This is a genomic window from Fusicatenibacter sp. (assembly GCF_977045365.1).
In genome coordinates this window covers 20435-33370 of the sequence record NZ_CDRRUH010000009.1, presented here as the reverse complement: position 1 = coordinate 33370, position 12936 = coordinate 20435, and the positions used below count along the sequence as shown (strand labels likewise).

Below are 12936 nucleotides of genomic sequence, written 5' to 3'. Positions count from 1 at the left end.
TCTGCACCAGTTCCAGTCTGCATAAAATAATATATTTTTACTGAATAAAATCCGCATACTCCGCTCTGCTGACCTTCTTCAGATCCTCCGGCGCCATGCACAGCGTGGTTCCAATTCTTCCCCCGCTCACATAAACCTTGTCAAAATTCGCCGCACATTCCTGAATCACGGTCGGATACTGTTTCTTCATTCCGATCGGACTGCAGCCGCCGCGGACGTATCCGCTGACTGCGGTAATATCTTTGACATGAATCATCTCGATGGATTTCTCACCCACCGCTTTTGCTGCTTTTTTCAGATCCACTTCCTCTGCAATTGGAAGAACCAGCACATAATACTGCTTACTTTTTCCCTGTGCTACGAGCGTTTTGAAGGACTGCTCCACCGGCGCGCCGGTTTTTTCCGCAGTGTGGAGGCCGTCGATAAATTCGTCACATTCATATTGAAGAACTTCGTATTTAATTTTCTGTCGGTCCAGAATCCGCATTGCATTTGTTTTAATTTCTTTTTCTTTTGCCATTATTTTCTCTCCGGTGCTCCCTGCAGTGCATACAGTTCTTTTTTAAGCTGTTTGATTTCTTTTTTCATCTCTATATTTTTCTGTTTCAGCCGTACGACAGCATCCCCGGCTTCTTCCGGTTTTACAGAAAGTAAACGGGCAATGCCAAGGGTATTGATGTGCTTTAAGCAGTAATCGGCATACGCTTTTTCACCGGAAAGCATCGTCACGCGAACGCCGCCTTTGTATTTCTGCGCACTTAAGATTTTAATCAGACGGATTTCTCCTGTTTTTGCAACGTGGGTTCCGCAGCACGCACAGCTGTCGCAGCCTTCGATCGTCACAATCCGCACCTGGCCCTCGATCTCTTTTTTGCTGCGGTAATCCATGGTTTCCAGCTCTTCCTTCGACGGATAGCTGATCGTAACCGGCACATTTCGAAGAACGGCCTCGTTTGCCTCCTGCTCCACATCGTAGAGCTGCTCCTCGGTCAGAACGCCGTCAAAATCCACGGTAACGACATCGCTTCCCATGTGAAATCCAACGTTGTTGAAGCCGTAAATCCGATGGACAATGCCCGACACGATATGCTCTCCGCAGTGATTCTGCATATTGGAAAAACGTTTTTCAAAGTCAAGTTTTCCAACTACCGTTTTGCCCGGCGCAAGCGGTGCTTCCACGGTATGCCAGATCTCGCCGTCGATTTCCTGTACATCCGTTACAAAAATTCCGTCCAGCGTTCCCTCATCAGCCGGCTGACCGCCGCCCTCTGGGAAAAATGCGGTCTGATCGAGCAGCACGCGGTACATGCCGCCCTCGCAGACGCTTCGTTCTACGGTTGCCTCAAATTCTCCCAGGTACGCATCCTGATCAAATAATCTTGTTGTGCTCATAATTTTTCCTCTTTTCCGTCTATTCGTTTACAATGTCAATCTGGCACATTTTCATAGCTTCCAGTGCATTTTTATGACTCTGCGGCGTTACGCCCGCACACGCGGATGCATCGACCGAAATCGGCACTTCCGGATAAAATGCTTTCAGCAGCATGGCATTGGAAATCACGCAGATGTCGGTGCAGAGTCCCACGAGTTCGATGGATTCCGGCACACAGCCTGCCAGTTTTTCGATCTCCTCCGGCAGATTTTTTGCACCGAAGGTGATTTTATTCATCACCACGGCCTGTTTTTTCTCCGCCATTTTCTGGATTTTTTCCTGCAGAGCATGCCCATTCGTTCCTTCGATACAGTGTTCCACCGGAAGTTTTCTGCCCTCGGATGTTTCCAGATAACCGGCAAAATGGGTATCTCTGGTGCAGATAACGGCTCCGTCAAACGAATCCATCACCTCCGCAGCGCGGTCAACAATTCCGACCGCCTCTTTCGTGCCGAGACTTCCGTCAATAAAATCGTTCTGCATATCTACTACAATTAATACTTTCATCTTTGTTCTCCCTTCTGGGACTTTTTTTATAAATGCTGCATCCAGTTTAGTGCCAGTGAAATCCAGCTCTGGCACTCTTCGCGTACTGCGTTCTGGTATTCATAGCTCTGCGTCTCCTCGCTTGCAAGGCCAAGGCCGTGGCCGCCGACCGGATAAATATGCATTTCTACCGGAATCTCCAACGCATGCAGTGCTGTAAAGAACATGATCGAGTTTTCTACCGGCACGCAGTCATCCGGAGCAGTGTGCCACAGGAAAGTCTTCGGTGTATCGAGGCTGACCTGATTCTCGAGAGACATCTCGTCCACCAGCTCGTCATACCGGTTTCCCAGCAGATTGGTGAAGGATCCGCGGTGTGCTTTCGGACCGGATGTGATAACCGGATAGGATAACAGAAGACCGTTCGGACGAAGCTGCTCTGCGTCTACGCCAAGCTCTTCTGCAAGGAACGTTTTCTTTTTCCAGAAGACACCATAAGATGCTGCCAGATGGCCGCCGGCGGAAAATCCTGCTACTACTACTTTGTTCGGATCAATATGATATTCTGCCGCATGCTCCCGCAGATGTGCAACGGTCCAGGCAAGCTGGCGGAGTGCCGTCGGATAGTGAGCTGCCGGTGCAACACTGTAATGCAGAACAACAGCGTGGTAACCGGCTCCGACAAACTTCAGTGCAATCGGCTCTGCCTCACGCTCAGACACCCATTCATAACCGCCGCCCGGGCAGATCACGATAACCGGACGCACGCGATCCGGAGCAATCTCACGCGAGTTGTCCAGAAAATACGTATATAATTTTGCAGTTTCTCCTGTATCTTTTACTTTGACATCTAATACCTGATAATTCATAAGTTCTTCCTTTCCCCCAATTTTTCCGGGCACGGCCGCAGCCGCCAGTTTTTACTCTGTTGTCATTATACCGTATCAGCGCAAAATATCAAGCGTATCACGCCAGTCACTTTTTTCTTTTCAAATTCACTTCCTCATAGTATAATAATTTTAAATTTGCATGTTTTTGAGCGGCAAATAACACACCAAGGAGGATATTGCAATTATGGATTCCAATCTTATTGTCCTTACCGATCAGGACGGAAATTCTGTCCGTTTTGAGCTTCTGGATATCGTAGAATACAAGGAGGATGAATACGCCGTTCTCTACCCGGCCGACGGCGGCGATGACGAGCCGGTCCACATTCTGCGTATCATTTCCGAGAATCTCGATGTCAACGAAGCCGAGTTCGAAGGCCTCGATGACGACGAACTGATCGACACCATTTACCAGATTTTCCGCGAACGCAACGATCTGGACGACTGATCCTGATATGCAAACAGAGCAGCATTTTTACCACACACGGCGGTAAAATGCTGCTCTGTTTGTGTTCCTGACTTTCCAGTTGCTATCTACAGCTTATACTGCATAAAATTCCCATTGTGCACAAATCCAAAATTTGTATACAGTTTTACTCCCATATCTGACCCCGTGATCTGTATTGTGCCGCATCCATATTCTTTTGCATCCTTTATTACACGGGACAGCAGTTCCCTTGCAATACCTCTTCTTCGATATGCCGGATCGGTAAACATACTGGACAATAAACCAATTCTGCCGCTCGGGCAGCCGAAGTATGGAGGTTTTTCTACAAATGACATTCCACTCGTTCCAATGATGTTCTCTCCGTCAACAGCAATCCAGGATACAAAAGTGCCATCCGCCATATGGCGTTCATAGTAATCTTTTAACGCAGGTACTAAGTCAATTTCTTCTTTTGCCCCTTCTTCGCGAAGCTGATGGATTCTCATCTGAATGAAAATATCAAGTTCCTTCTGGGTAAGTCTTTTATATTTGATTGCCATTTTTATTCCCTTCTGCTTATTCTCTCACATCCAGCACCTGCACATACGGATCATCCTTTGTGCATGGTTTCCAGTCGTCTTTTCCCTCTGCATTCGGGTTTCCGGTTTTCATGAAATTGGTCCAGTCGTCCATCATTTCTTTGCTGAGGGCATAGTCGCCTTCGGTTTTCGGGCGCCAGCTTCGGCCGAGGGTTCCGAACATGTACCAGAGTTCGGAGGAATGGAACGCTCCGGCGTCGTCGCCTAACAGGGCGCGGGTGAAATAGTAAACGTATGCCGGTTTTCTTCCAAGTTTTTCCAGCGCAAGGCTCCAGTTAATGCATCCCTTATAAATGCCGCCGTGCTCGCCTTTTTCTTTCATCTCCGGGAACACGCCGATGTCGTCTGCAGTGGAACCGAGCATGTATGGGATATCCTTGATTTTTCCTTCTGTCACAGCCTCGTTATAGCCGCAGGTCAGCAGGTAGTCGTCGATGTTCGGTACGAAGCTCAGCATTCTCGACGGATTTACGCGGCCAAATTCTTCCTGCAGCTCCACGATTTTCTCTGCCGGAATCGCACGCAGTTCTTCGAGTGTTTTTGCACCGGTAAGCTCTACAAATTCCTGCCCAATGGTTTCTGCATCGGAAAGCGGCATATCGCGGTTCAGCCCGGTGTCATAGCCGCCGGCACTCTGAAAAATGGCCTTGCTGATCCAGTTTTCCGTCAGCGGAGAGCTCACAAGTGTCTGTACGCTCATGCATCCTGCGGACTGACCGAATACGGTAATGTTTTCCGGGTCGCCGCCGAATTCTGCGATATTTTCTTTTACCCATTTCAGCGCCGCAATCTGATCGAGAATCGCATAGTTTCCGCTTCTTCCGACGCCGCTCTCCTCGGAAAGCCACGGATGCGCCAGGAATCCGAAGGCACCGAGACGATAGTTGATCGTTACCAGAATCACACCGCGCTCGCAGTAAGCTGCTCCGTCAAACTCAGATTCATGGCTGAAGCCATGCATGAATGCACCGCCGTGAATCCAGAAAGCGACCGGCAGTTTTTCGTCTGCTGCATTTGCCGGTGTCCAGATATTTAAATACAGACAGTCTTCACTCTGATTCATGCCGAATTCCGGGTCGAGATAAAATTCTTTTCCATAGAACGAGTCCGGCTCATGCTCGGTCTGCGGGCAGACGCATCCGAAATGATCCGCCTCATAAACACCATCCCAGCACTCCGGCTCTTCCGGCGGGCAGAACCGTTTTTCGCCTACCGGCGGCTTTGCGTATGGAATGCCGCGGAATACGGTGTAGCCATCTTTTTGCACACCATGAATCTGTCCATATCTTGTTTTTGTCTCTGTAATTGCCATAAGTAAAAATCCCCTTTCCTTTTCGAATAAACTGTAATAAAAACCCTCATACAGTTTTAGTATAGCAAATTTTTATCCCGGCTTCCATATGCACAATTCCAAAGAATACCGCCCCGTTTTGTTACTATTGATTACTGATCCATCATCTTAGCAAAGATAAAATCTATTTATTATCATATAATAATAGTCGTTCTTTTATATAAGTTTTGCTTATCAGTAATAACAAAAACCTTTCATGACTGACCTGGTTTACTTTGACCGTTTTTGGTGCTAAACTTCTTTTTGCTGCAAAATAATATTTTACAATGTACTCTCGGAGTGCATTCCATCATGAGGAGGAGAAGTTATCATGAAAGACATTTTAACGGATCTTTTGGCGATTATCGGCGTTGTGCTGAATGGTCTGCCGCAGGGTCTGCTTGCCCTGACATTTGGATTCGCGTCGGTTCCGACAGCGCTGGCATTCTTTGTCGGTGCCGTGGGAAATACGATCACCCAGAGTGTTGCACCGATTTCCTTCCAGGCGGAGACGATCACCTACGCCGGCACGGCTGGAAAAAACCGTTCGGAACGCTGTACGATGATTTTCATCGGCGGTGTGATTATGGCGCTGATCGGAGCGTTTGGACTGCTGACAAAAATTGTAGATTTTGTAGGTGAGGATGTCGCCTACGGAATGATGGCCGGTGTCGGCATCATTCTGGTAAAAGCTGCGATCGATATGGTCAAAAGTGATGCCATTTCCGGCGGCGTTTCCCTAGCGGCTGCACTTGTTACCTATTTCTTTACCAAAGACAGTGCCAATACCCTGGTTTATACCATCGTCATTTCCGTTGTCGCATCCTGCATCGCCAATGCATTTTTCAACAAAGAAAAATCCAGCATTGTCGTAGAGGATGATAAATTTATCCGTCAGAAATTTACTATCAACGCCAATGTTATTCTCGGCGCACTCGGCATGGTCTGCCTGAACATTGGTTCCAATATTTCCTTCGGCGGCATCACCGCAGGAATGGCAACCGGCGGACATTACAACGTTGACAATCTGACCGTGATTTCTTCTCTGGCCGATATGTTTTCTTCCTTCTTCGGAGGAGCTCCGGTCGAGGCAATTATTTCCGCAACCGCAAATGCACCGCACGCCGTCTGGGCCGGTGTCATTATGATGGTTGTGATCGGTGTGATTCTGCTGCTGAAGCTGCTTCCGAAGATCGGAAAATTTGTTCCGTCCTCTTCGATTGCAGGCTTCCTGTTTGTACTTGGTATCTTTAAAACCGTTGTACTGGATGCCCCGTCTGCTTTCGATGTCAATGCGGCAGTCGGCGGAACCACAATGGTTGTCACTGCAGTAACCAACCCGTTCCTTGGAATGCTGGCCGGTGTTGCTGCGAAACTGCTTGGATTATAAATTAAGAGGAAAATACGATGAAAGAATACAGCATGGAACTTTGCGGAGTCAAAAGAACTCTTCCGTTTATCCCGATCAATGAGGAGATGGCATTTGCCAGTTTTGTGATCCTCGGCGACACCGAACTCGTAACCGCCTGCGCGCCGGAGCTGGCTGCAAGAATCGGAGATGTGGACGCGATTGTTACCGCAGAAGCAAAAGGAATTGCCCTGGCGTATGAAGTAAGCAAGGAGCTTGGACACAAAGAATTTATTGTTGCACGAAAAAGCACGAAATCCTACATGAGAGATGTGGTTTCCGCATCCGTTCATTCCATTACAACCGTTGGAGAACAGCATCTGTATCTCGACGGAAAAGACGCTGATAAAATCCGCGGCAAACGTGTCTGCCTGCTGGACGATGTCATTTCCACCGGAGAATCCCTGCATGCACTGGAGTGCCTGATGGAAAATGCCGGAGCAGAGGTTGTAAAAAAAGCGGCAATCCTCGCTGAAGGAGATGCCGCTGATCGAAAAGACATTGTATTTCTGCAGAAACTTCCGCTGTTCCGAAAAACGGGAGACGGGGAGTACGAAGTCATCAAGTAACGCCATTCCTTCTAAATACAGATAGAGAAAAACAGCGCAGTACCGAATTTCGCCATGAGTTCGGGGCTGCGCTGTTTTTTCTTCCTTTTTCAAAAGAGATGCAGAAGCACCATATAGGAAATTGTTCCGAGCAGAATCGAGATGAGAGTCTGATGTTTCCATTTATACGTGAGAAAGACGACGGCCGCAGCGAGCAGCTTTGGCACCGCCGCGGAGATGTCGCCGGAGGGAATATCTTTCATACAGTAAACGATCAGTACTGCCATAATCGCCGACGGCAGTGCCTGGCCGAGACGCCCGAGGGAGGCTGGCATTTTGCGGCTGCCGGAAAATGCGAGAAACGGGAGCGCGCGGAGCCCGAATGTGATCAGGGCGGAAATGGCGACGGCAGCCAGAAAATACGAAGTTGTCATGCAGGGTTCTCCTTTCTCTGAAGCAGAAGCAAAATGGCAGAGACAATCAGCAGTGCCGGGAGCATGAAGCGGTTTTCGCCGAAAATCAGCAGACAAATCACACCGATGCCAAGACCGGTCAGTGCCGGAGTGTGTTTCTTTGCTTTTTCCCATTGATCGATGAAGATAATGAGGAAAAGCGCCGTCATGCAAAAGTCGATGCCGGTCAGATCAAAGGGAATAATCTGCCCTAAAATGCCGCCGAGCACGGCTCCGAACATCCAATAGCAGCGGCTGAACAGAGCGACGAGGAACATGGTGTCCTCTTTCTCTTTTTTCGGGAGATCCAGCGTACAGTTGACGGCGTATGTCTCGTCCGTCATCGTGTGGATCATGTACAGCTTTCGGCGCCCCATCTGTTTAAATTCGTTTAGAAATGTGAGACTGTAAAAGCTCTGGCGGCTGTTCATCAGAAGCGCTGTGAGTGCGATGGTGATCAGCGATGCGCCGCTCGAAAGGAACGTAATCAGAACAAACTGAAATGCGCCCGTGTAGACCGTCAGACTTACCAGCAGCGAATCATACCAGGGGAATCCGGCGGCGGCCATCATCATACCGTATGCCATGCTGACGAAAACGTAACTGCAGAAAATCGGAATGGATTTTACGAAAGCCGTCTTTAATGCAGGGGAAGAAAATCGTTTCATAAGTAAAATATCCTCACGTAAAAATAGGTTTTAAAAATTAAATTTATCATACTATTCATAGCCTAGTGAGTCAATAGGAATATAGAAAAATAAAATTCGCCATTGTAGGATTACATAATTAAAACATCCCATTCGCCGCAAACAGAAACAGCAGCCCTGCCAGAAACAGCACTTCCAGCACGCCTCCAAGCACAGTAACGATCTTCCCCGTCTTTTCTTTCCAGATTTTTTTCATTACCAGATACACCAGAATTCCCAGCACTGCTCCGAGTGTGTTGTCAATCACATCGGTGATGTCGCTTGCGCCGATGGAGAAAATGTACTGCGTCACTTCAAAAACGAGGCTCAGCCCGGAGGCGAGCAGAATGCGGTTCTGGATCTCGCTGTCCGGATAAAAAGCAGAAATGCAGAGTCCAAACGGCAGAAACAGAAACATATTTTCCACGATCTCACTCATCTGCACTTTCCCGTTCACGATCACCGACTCCGCATACGGAATCAGATTGATCCCCCGCAAATGCGGAATTTCTTCCGGGCGCAGAGCAAACTTGAACAGAATGCACCAGACCAGCAGCGCCAGGTAAATGCCGAATACCACCAGTAATGCTTTTGATTTTTTCTCATTTTTCCATGTCATCTTTTTTCCCTCTCATCCTGAATTGATAAGAGCATTCTATCAGAACATTCTTAGGATTCCGTTTCTCCTTTTCCAAAGAAATCCCAATAAATTTTCTAAGATTTTCTGAATTTCTTTTTGCGCATCAAAAAAACAGCCCGCACAATGCAGACTGTTTTTCTGTTCTCATATCACGTACAGTACCGAAATGCCTTATCTGTCAGAATTCTCGCAAAGATCAGACCGAGTGGCAACGATACAATAATCAGCAGTGCCGACGCAAACCACGACGCGGAGGCGGATAGTGACATGACGCCCAGATTATAAAAACCGCGGTAAAGGTACAGTCCCGGAACCATAATGACAATGGACGGAACCGTCACGGAGATTCTCGGGTATCCTACTTTATTTTTCAGCAGGGATGCCAGAAGACCGGATACAAGTGCACCGGCAAACGCTGCCACTGCCGGCGGCCAGCCTGCCATGTCAACTAATTCCAGGCGAAACGTATTTGCAACTGCGCCGAGTACGGCCGCAGAACAGGCCAGTCCGACAGGGCTGTTAAACATAATGGAGAATCCAAACACCCCAAAAAAGCTTGCCAGAAGCCGCAGCGAAACCAGCACGAAGGCCGACATATGTAGTTTGACAAAATCCACCGGCTGCAGATGCAACAGCATTGCCATAATCCACGCCGACATCGCAGCGACCAGAACAATGATAATCGCGTACATCATCCGCTCCGTTCCTGAACGCATATCCAGCTTGGCAAGGTCAATGCCACTGGTAATAAACGGAAATCCCGGAATTATAAACAGCATAGCACAGATGTAACCAGCCTCATGCTGAACCGAAATCCCAAACAGAATTTCTCCCAGTTTCAGCATTCCCGCATAGACAAAGCATGCCAGTGAAACAGAGGAGACAATTCCGAGAAACAGCGTAAAATGATGTTTTGTCAGTTTACACCGCAGAAAATTTCCGATTCCCGCACCAACAAACGCACACAGCATCTCAATCGGTCCACCGCCGAGCAGGAACGTAAAGGCGCTGCACGCAATCGCTGCAGCAAGGCCGAGCGCTTTGGGTGAATAAAGACCGTGAATCCGTTCAATATCGTCCAGATACGAATGGAGCTCCTCGCCCGACATGTGCTTTCCTTCTGTTTCGAAATCGCGGATAAAATGCTCCAGCCGATTCAGCTTTGACGTATTAACTCCCGTATTGGTCAGGCAAAGTGACTGCGTAAATCCATTTTCTCCGTCAAAACACGTATATTCAATCGACATCAGCCCGATGTCCGCCGTGCAGGTAATACCCATCGCCTCCGCCAGCGTATTCATCGAACTTCGAACCCGCCAGGCTCCCGTTCCGCAGGACAGAAACATAATTCCCACACGTCCGATGATCGACGCCTTCTCCGTGATGCTCGCGTTGATTACAGGTACGTTTTCTCCATTTACATCCGTATACTCATGCCACTCCACATCCATGTGGTTTTTCCGGATCACCTTTATTTCTGACTGCATACTTTCACTTCTTTCCATATTCCGGCCTGCCAGGCCATCGCAGCCATTGTGTTCTCTGCCACTGCCATCCGAATCATTTTACAGATCCAGGCTGTCGTTTCCTGCCTTTTCCATCATTTTCTCCCGGCAGGAAAGAACAATTCCATCGACCTCTTCCAAATGCTGCAACATCTTCTTTTCAAACTCATGCATGGGAAGAAGAACGCCGATTTCATCGTATGGCTTGTCCGGGCTCTCCTGTTTTACACCGGTTTCCTGTCCGTAAAATACCACGGCACGCGGCGCCGCCTGCTGAATTTTCCGGAACGTGTCCCACACAACGCTGTAAGCCTGCGCTTCGGTCAAACCGTATTTTCGTGTATCCGGAAGTGCATACAACACCAGAATGCCTCGTTTTTTCTCTTCTTTTTCTTCTTTGATATTCAATCCCTCTGTATAGGTGCGGATCAGATCATATCCGTCTGCAAGATACAACGCAGATCGCGGTACGCAGACGTGGTTTTTCCATGTTTCCTGGAATTTGGCATAGACATGGGATGAAATATTTTCTGCTCCCGGAAGAAGTTCTCCTTTCACATCCGTCAAAAAAACCGGATTCTCCCCTGCTTTTCCATGAAACTTCTGCGGAATCAGATAGGCTTCCCGCAGAAGGTCAAACATGCTTTTTCCCATCAACTCCAACAGCAGCGCACTTACATCGCCGTTTTCATATGCATGGAACAATACCTTCAGGAAATGATCCCGGTCTTCATCAATCCGGAGATGATCGTCGTCCAGATGGCGGTAAAACACCTCACTCAATCGCTCTGATGCCTCCGGAGAGGCCAGAATTTTTGAAAAAATTGCCTCTACAGCCTGTTCTCTTGGTAATACTGTCTTCATATCAATCAACACCTCTCTTTATTGGAAAAGCTGTTTCTTGTTCTGTTCGGCTCGAATTATAACATCGTTAAATTCATAGTTCAATAGAATCTGCTGCTTCTCTTTCATATCAATTTACTATATGATTCATATAAATGATATCTTTTACATATATCCGAAAAATGTGTATACTACTTATGAGCAGAGAAATGAATCAAAATGAAAATCCCATGTTCCCCGGGGCAGCAGTATTCTCCCCACTGCTGTCTCTCCTTTCAGGGAAACTGTTACTGGCAGTTTTCTGTGGTGTAGGCGAAAAGAGGAGGCTGTGCAACGAACACAGCCTCCTCTTTTCTATCTTTTTCGTTTTTGTTTATTTCTTAATCTCATACCCGCAATACTGCATAACCAGCTCACAGAACATCGCATTCGCCCATGAGAACCACTCTCTGGTGTAAACGGTCGGATCATCTACGAAGACACCCTCGTGCATCAGTCCTGTACCGCCGTCGGTTGCCATCAGTTCGTGGATCATCTGATGCTTCTCCTCTTTTGTCGGTGCGGTCAGTCCCTCGATGGCTTTGGAGATGTGCCATACGTAGCGGACCGGTGTATGCGGGCTTCCGATTCCGGAAAGCTTTGTTCCGGCATAGTAGAACGGGTTTGCCTCGCTTAAGATCAGCTTTCTTGTGTTATCAGCCACTTCCTGGCTTTCCGGCTCGTAGCCGAGATAGCTCATGGCCAGAAGGCTCGGTACATTGGCATCATCCATCAGATTATACTGGCCAAAGCCGTCTACCTCGTAAGCATAAACATCGCCAAGTCCCCAGATATGGGTGGTGCCGTAAGTCTCAATGGCCTGTTTTACGGTCTTTGCCATCTCTTCTGCTTTCTTCGCAATCTCCTCTTTTCCGCCGACGAAATCTGCGATCTCTTTCAGATAATTCAGAACAACAACCGCAAACATGTTGGACGGGATCAGGTAACCGTAACGGCAGGAGTCATCGCTTGGACGGAAGCCGGACCAGATCAGGCCGATGCCGGATTTTACCTGCGCACCTTTTCCGTCTCGGGAAAGCGTATCGGTGTAGGAGCAGTTTTTCCGGATGAAGCTGTACGGGGATTTCTCCTCGTGATTCATTTCGGTCTCAAATACAGTCAGGATTTTGTCAACACCTTCCCAGAAAACCTCGTCAAACTGATCCGTTCTTCCGGTGTTCTTCCAGAACAGATAGGAGAACTGCAGCGGATAGCAGAGAGAATCGATTTCATACTTTCTCTCCCAGATCCACGGTCCCATATCGGTCTCGTCCTTCTCCCAGCAGTTGCCGTTCGGTCCTTCGTTGAATGCGTTTGCGTATGGATCGATGTTGATGCACATAAACTGGCGGCGAATGAGGCCTGCGATCAGGTCAGCCAGCTCCGGGTCGTTCTGTGCCGGAACAAGGTACGGGCGCAGCTGTGCTACGGAGTCACGCAGCCACATTGCCGGGATATCTCCGGTGATGACGTAGGTGCTGCCGTCCTCCATTTTCTTCACGGTCGTATCGAGGGTGTTGGAGTAGCATCTCTCAAACATATCAACGATTTCCGGCTCGTCTTTCAGTTTTTCTCTCAGGCTTAAAATCAGCTCCTGAATGGACTTTGGTAATGTCTCTTTCATTCTTTTTTCATCCTTTCGCTCAATTTTTCT

General features: G+C 48.2%; 15 protein-coding genes. 3 read left to right on the top strand and 12 right to left on the bottom strand.

What is annotated here, in order from left to right; genetic code table 11:
- Positions 1–37: 37 nt before the first annotated feature.
- From ybaK to ACY2VW_RS03645, 4 genes are read right to left on the bottom strand one after another with little or no spacing between them, the layout of a single operon-like run.
- Positions 38–520: a Cys-tRNA(Pro) deacylase gene (gene ybaK / locus ACY2VW_RS03660; protein ID WP_022461952.1), complete on the bottom strand. Its 483-nt coding sequence runs from the start codon at positions 518–520 to the stop codon at positions 38–40.
- Positions 520–1392, bottom strand: a complete 873-nt coding sequence (locus ACY2VW_RS03655) for an alanyl-tRNA editing protein (protein WP_461877068.1) — start codon at positions 1390–1392, stop codon at positions 520–522. Before ACY2VW_RS03655 ends, ybaK begins: the two co-directional genes overlap by 1 nt.
- A gap of 19 nt (positions 1393–1411) precedes the next feature.
- Entirely contained in the window at positions 1412–1939 is a 528-nt protein-coding gene (locus tag ACY2VW_RS03650; protein WP_461877067.1) for a cysteine hydrolase family protein, read from the bottom strand.
- A gap of 26 nt (positions 1940–1965) precedes the next feature.
- Positions 1966–2787 carry an alpha/beta hydrolase gene (locus ACY2VW_RS03645; RefSeq protein WP_461877065.1) on the bottom strand — a complete coding sequence of 274 codons (822 nt, stop codon included), beginning with the start codon at positions 2785–2787 and terminating at the stop codon, positions 1966–1968.
- 205 nt (positions 2788–2992) lie between these two features.
- On the opposite strand from ACY2VW_RS03645, the gene ACY2VW_RS03640 reads away from it, so the two are divergent.
- Positions 2993–3253, top strand: coding sequence for a DUF1292 domain-containing protein (locus ACY2VW_RS03640; RefSeq protein WP_022461956.1), 261 nt, complete (start codon positions 2993–2995; stop codon positions 3251–3253).
- An 86-nt stretch (positions 3254–3339) separates the two neighbouring features.
- Here ACY2VW_RS03640 and ACY2VW_RS03635 read toward each other — a convergent pair whose 3' ends face one another.
- Entirely contained in the window at positions 3340–3792 is a 453-nt protein-coding gene (locus ACY2VW_RS03635) for a GNAT family N-acetyltransferase (RefSeq protein ID WP_461877064.1), read from the bottom strand.
- A gap of 16 nt (positions 3793–3808) precedes the next feature.
- The gene (locus ACY2VW_RS03630; protein ID WP_461877062.1) at positions 3809–5143 is read right to left on the bottom strand and encodes a carboxylesterase/lipase family protein; all 1335 of its coding nucleotides are present in this window, start codon (positions 5141–5143) and stop codon (positions 3809–3811) included.
- A 349-nt stretch (positions 5144–5492) separates the two neighbouring features.
- On the opposite strand from ACY2VW_RS03630, the gene ACY2VW_RS03625 reads away from it, so the two are divergent.
- The gene (locus ACY2VW_RS03625; RefSeq protein ID WP_461874064.1) at positions 5493–6551 is read left to right on the top strand and encodes an NCS2 family permease; all 1059 of its coding nucleotides are present in this window, start codon (positions 5493–5495) and stop codon (positions 6549–6551) included.
- Positions 6552–6568: 17 nt separating this feature from the next.
- On the top strand, positions 6569–7138 hold the full coding sequence (locus tag ACY2VW_RS03620) for a phosphoribosyltransferase family protein (RefSeq protein ID WP_461874063.1): 570 nt from the start codon (positions 6569–6571) through the stop codon (positions 7136–7138).
- An 89-nt stretch (positions 7139–7227) separates the two neighbouring features.
- Here the strand turns inward: ACY2VW_RS03620 and ACY2VW_RS03615 are convergent, their stop codons facing one another.
- From ACY2VW_RS03615 to ACY2VW_RS03590, 6 genes are all read right to left on the bottom strand, one after another.
- Positions 7228–7551, bottom strand: coding sequence for a branched-chain amino acid transporter permease (locus tag ACY2VW_RS03615; protein ID WP_461874062.1), 324 nt, complete (start codon positions 7549–7551; stop codon positions 7228–7230).
- The gene (locus ACY2VW_RS03610; protein ID WP_461874061.1) at positions 7548–8237 is read right to left on the bottom strand and encodes an AzlC family ABC transporter permease; all 690 of its coding nucleotides are present in this window, start codon (positions 8235–8237) and stop codon (positions 7548–7550) included. Before ACY2VW_RS03610 ends, ACY2VW_RS03615 begins: the two co-directional genes overlap by 4 nt.
- Positions 8238–8355: 118 nt before the next feature.
- Positions 8356–8874, bottom strand: coding sequence for a VanZ family protein (locus ACY2VW_RS03605; protein WP_461874060.1), 519 nt, complete (start codon positions 8872–8874; stop codon positions 8356–8358).
- A gap of 170 nt (positions 8875–9044) precedes the next feature.
- The gene (locus ACY2VW_RS03600) at positions 9045–10382 is read right to left on the bottom strand and encodes a threonine/serine exporter family protein (protein WP_461877060.1); all 1338 of its coding nucleotides are present in this window, start codon (positions 10380–10382) and stop codon (positions 9045–9047) included.
- Positions 10383–10460: 78 nt separating this feature from the next.
- Positions 10461–11264 (bottom strand): DUF4866 domain-containing protein, encoded by an 804-nt coding sequence (locus ACY2VW_RS03595; protein ID WP_461874058.1) that lies wholly within the window; start codon positions 11262–11264, stop codon positions 10461–10463.
- A gap of 352 nt (positions 11265–11616) precedes the next feature.
- The gene (locus ACY2VW_RS03590; protein ID WP_055219311.1) at positions 11617–12906 is read right to left on the bottom strand and encodes a glycoside hydrolase family 125 protein; all 1290 of its coding nucleotides are present in this window, start codon (positions 12904–12906) and stop codon (positions 11617–11619) included.
- Between the last annotated feature and the right edge of the window lie 30 nt (positions 12907–12936).

Bases quoted from the DNA above. Each gene is read 5' to 3' on its own strand.
- ybaK (WP_022461952.1), bottom strand. From the start codon at position 520: ATGGCAAAAGAAAAAGAAATTAAAACAAATGCAATGCGGATTCTGGAC.
- ACY2VW_RS03655 (WP_461877068.1), bottom strand. From the start codon at position 1,392: ATGAGCACAACAAGATTATTTGATCAGGATGCGTACCTGGGAGAATTT.
- ACY2VW_RS03650 (WP_461877067.1), bottom strand. From the start codon at position 1,939: ATGAAAGTATTAATTGTAGTAGATATGCAGAACGATTTTATTGACGGA.
- ACY2VW_RS03645 (WP_461877065.1), bottom strand. From the start codon at position 2,787: ATGAATTATCAGGTATTAGATGTCAAAGTAAAAGATACAGGAGAAACT.
- ACY2VW_RS03640 (WP_022461956.1), top strand. From the start codon at position 2,993: ATGGATTCCAATCTTATTGTCCTTACCGATCAGGACGGAAATTCTGTC.
- ACY2VW_RS03635 (WP_461877064.1), bottom strand. From the start codon at position 3,792: ATGGCAATCAAATATAAAAGACTTACCCAGAAGGAACTTGATATTTTC.
- ACY2VW_RS03630 (WP_461877062.1), bottom strand. From the start codon at position 5,143: ATGGCAATTACAGAGACAAAAACAAGATATGGACAGATTCATGGTGTG.
- ACY2VW_RS03625 (WP_461874064.1), top strand. From the start codon at position 5,493: ATGAAAGACATTTTAACGGATCTTTTGGCGATTATCGGCGTTGTGCTG.
- ACY2VW_RS03620 (WP_461874063.1), top strand. From the start codon at position 6,569: ATGAAAGAATACAGCATGGAACTTTGCGGAGTCAAAAGAACTCTTCCG.
- ACY2VW_RS03615 (WP_461874062.1), bottom strand. From the start codon at position 7,551: ATGACAACTTCGTATTTTCTGGCTGCCGTCGCCATTTCCGCCCTGATC.
- ACY2VW_RS03610 (WP_461874061.1), bottom strand. From the start codon at position 8,237: ATGAAACGATTTTCTTCCCCTGCATTAAAGACGGCTTTCGTAAAATCC.
- ACY2VW_RS03605 (WP_461874060.1), bottom strand. From the start codon at position 8,874: ATGACATGGAAAAATGAGAAAAAATCAAAAGCATTACTGGTGGTATTC.
- ACY2VW_RS03600 (WP_461877060.1), bottom strand. From the start codon at position 10,382: ATGCAGTCAGAAATAAAGGTGATCCGGAAAAACCACATGGATGTGGAG.
- ACY2VW_RS03595 (WP_461874058.1), bottom strand. From the start codon at position 11,264: ATGAAGACAGTATTACCAAGAGAACAGGCTGTAGAGGCAATTTTTTCA.
- ACY2VW_RS03590 (WP_055219311.1), bottom strand. From the start codon at position 12,906: ATGAAAGAGACATTACCAAAGTCCATTCAGGAGCTGATTTTAAGCCTG.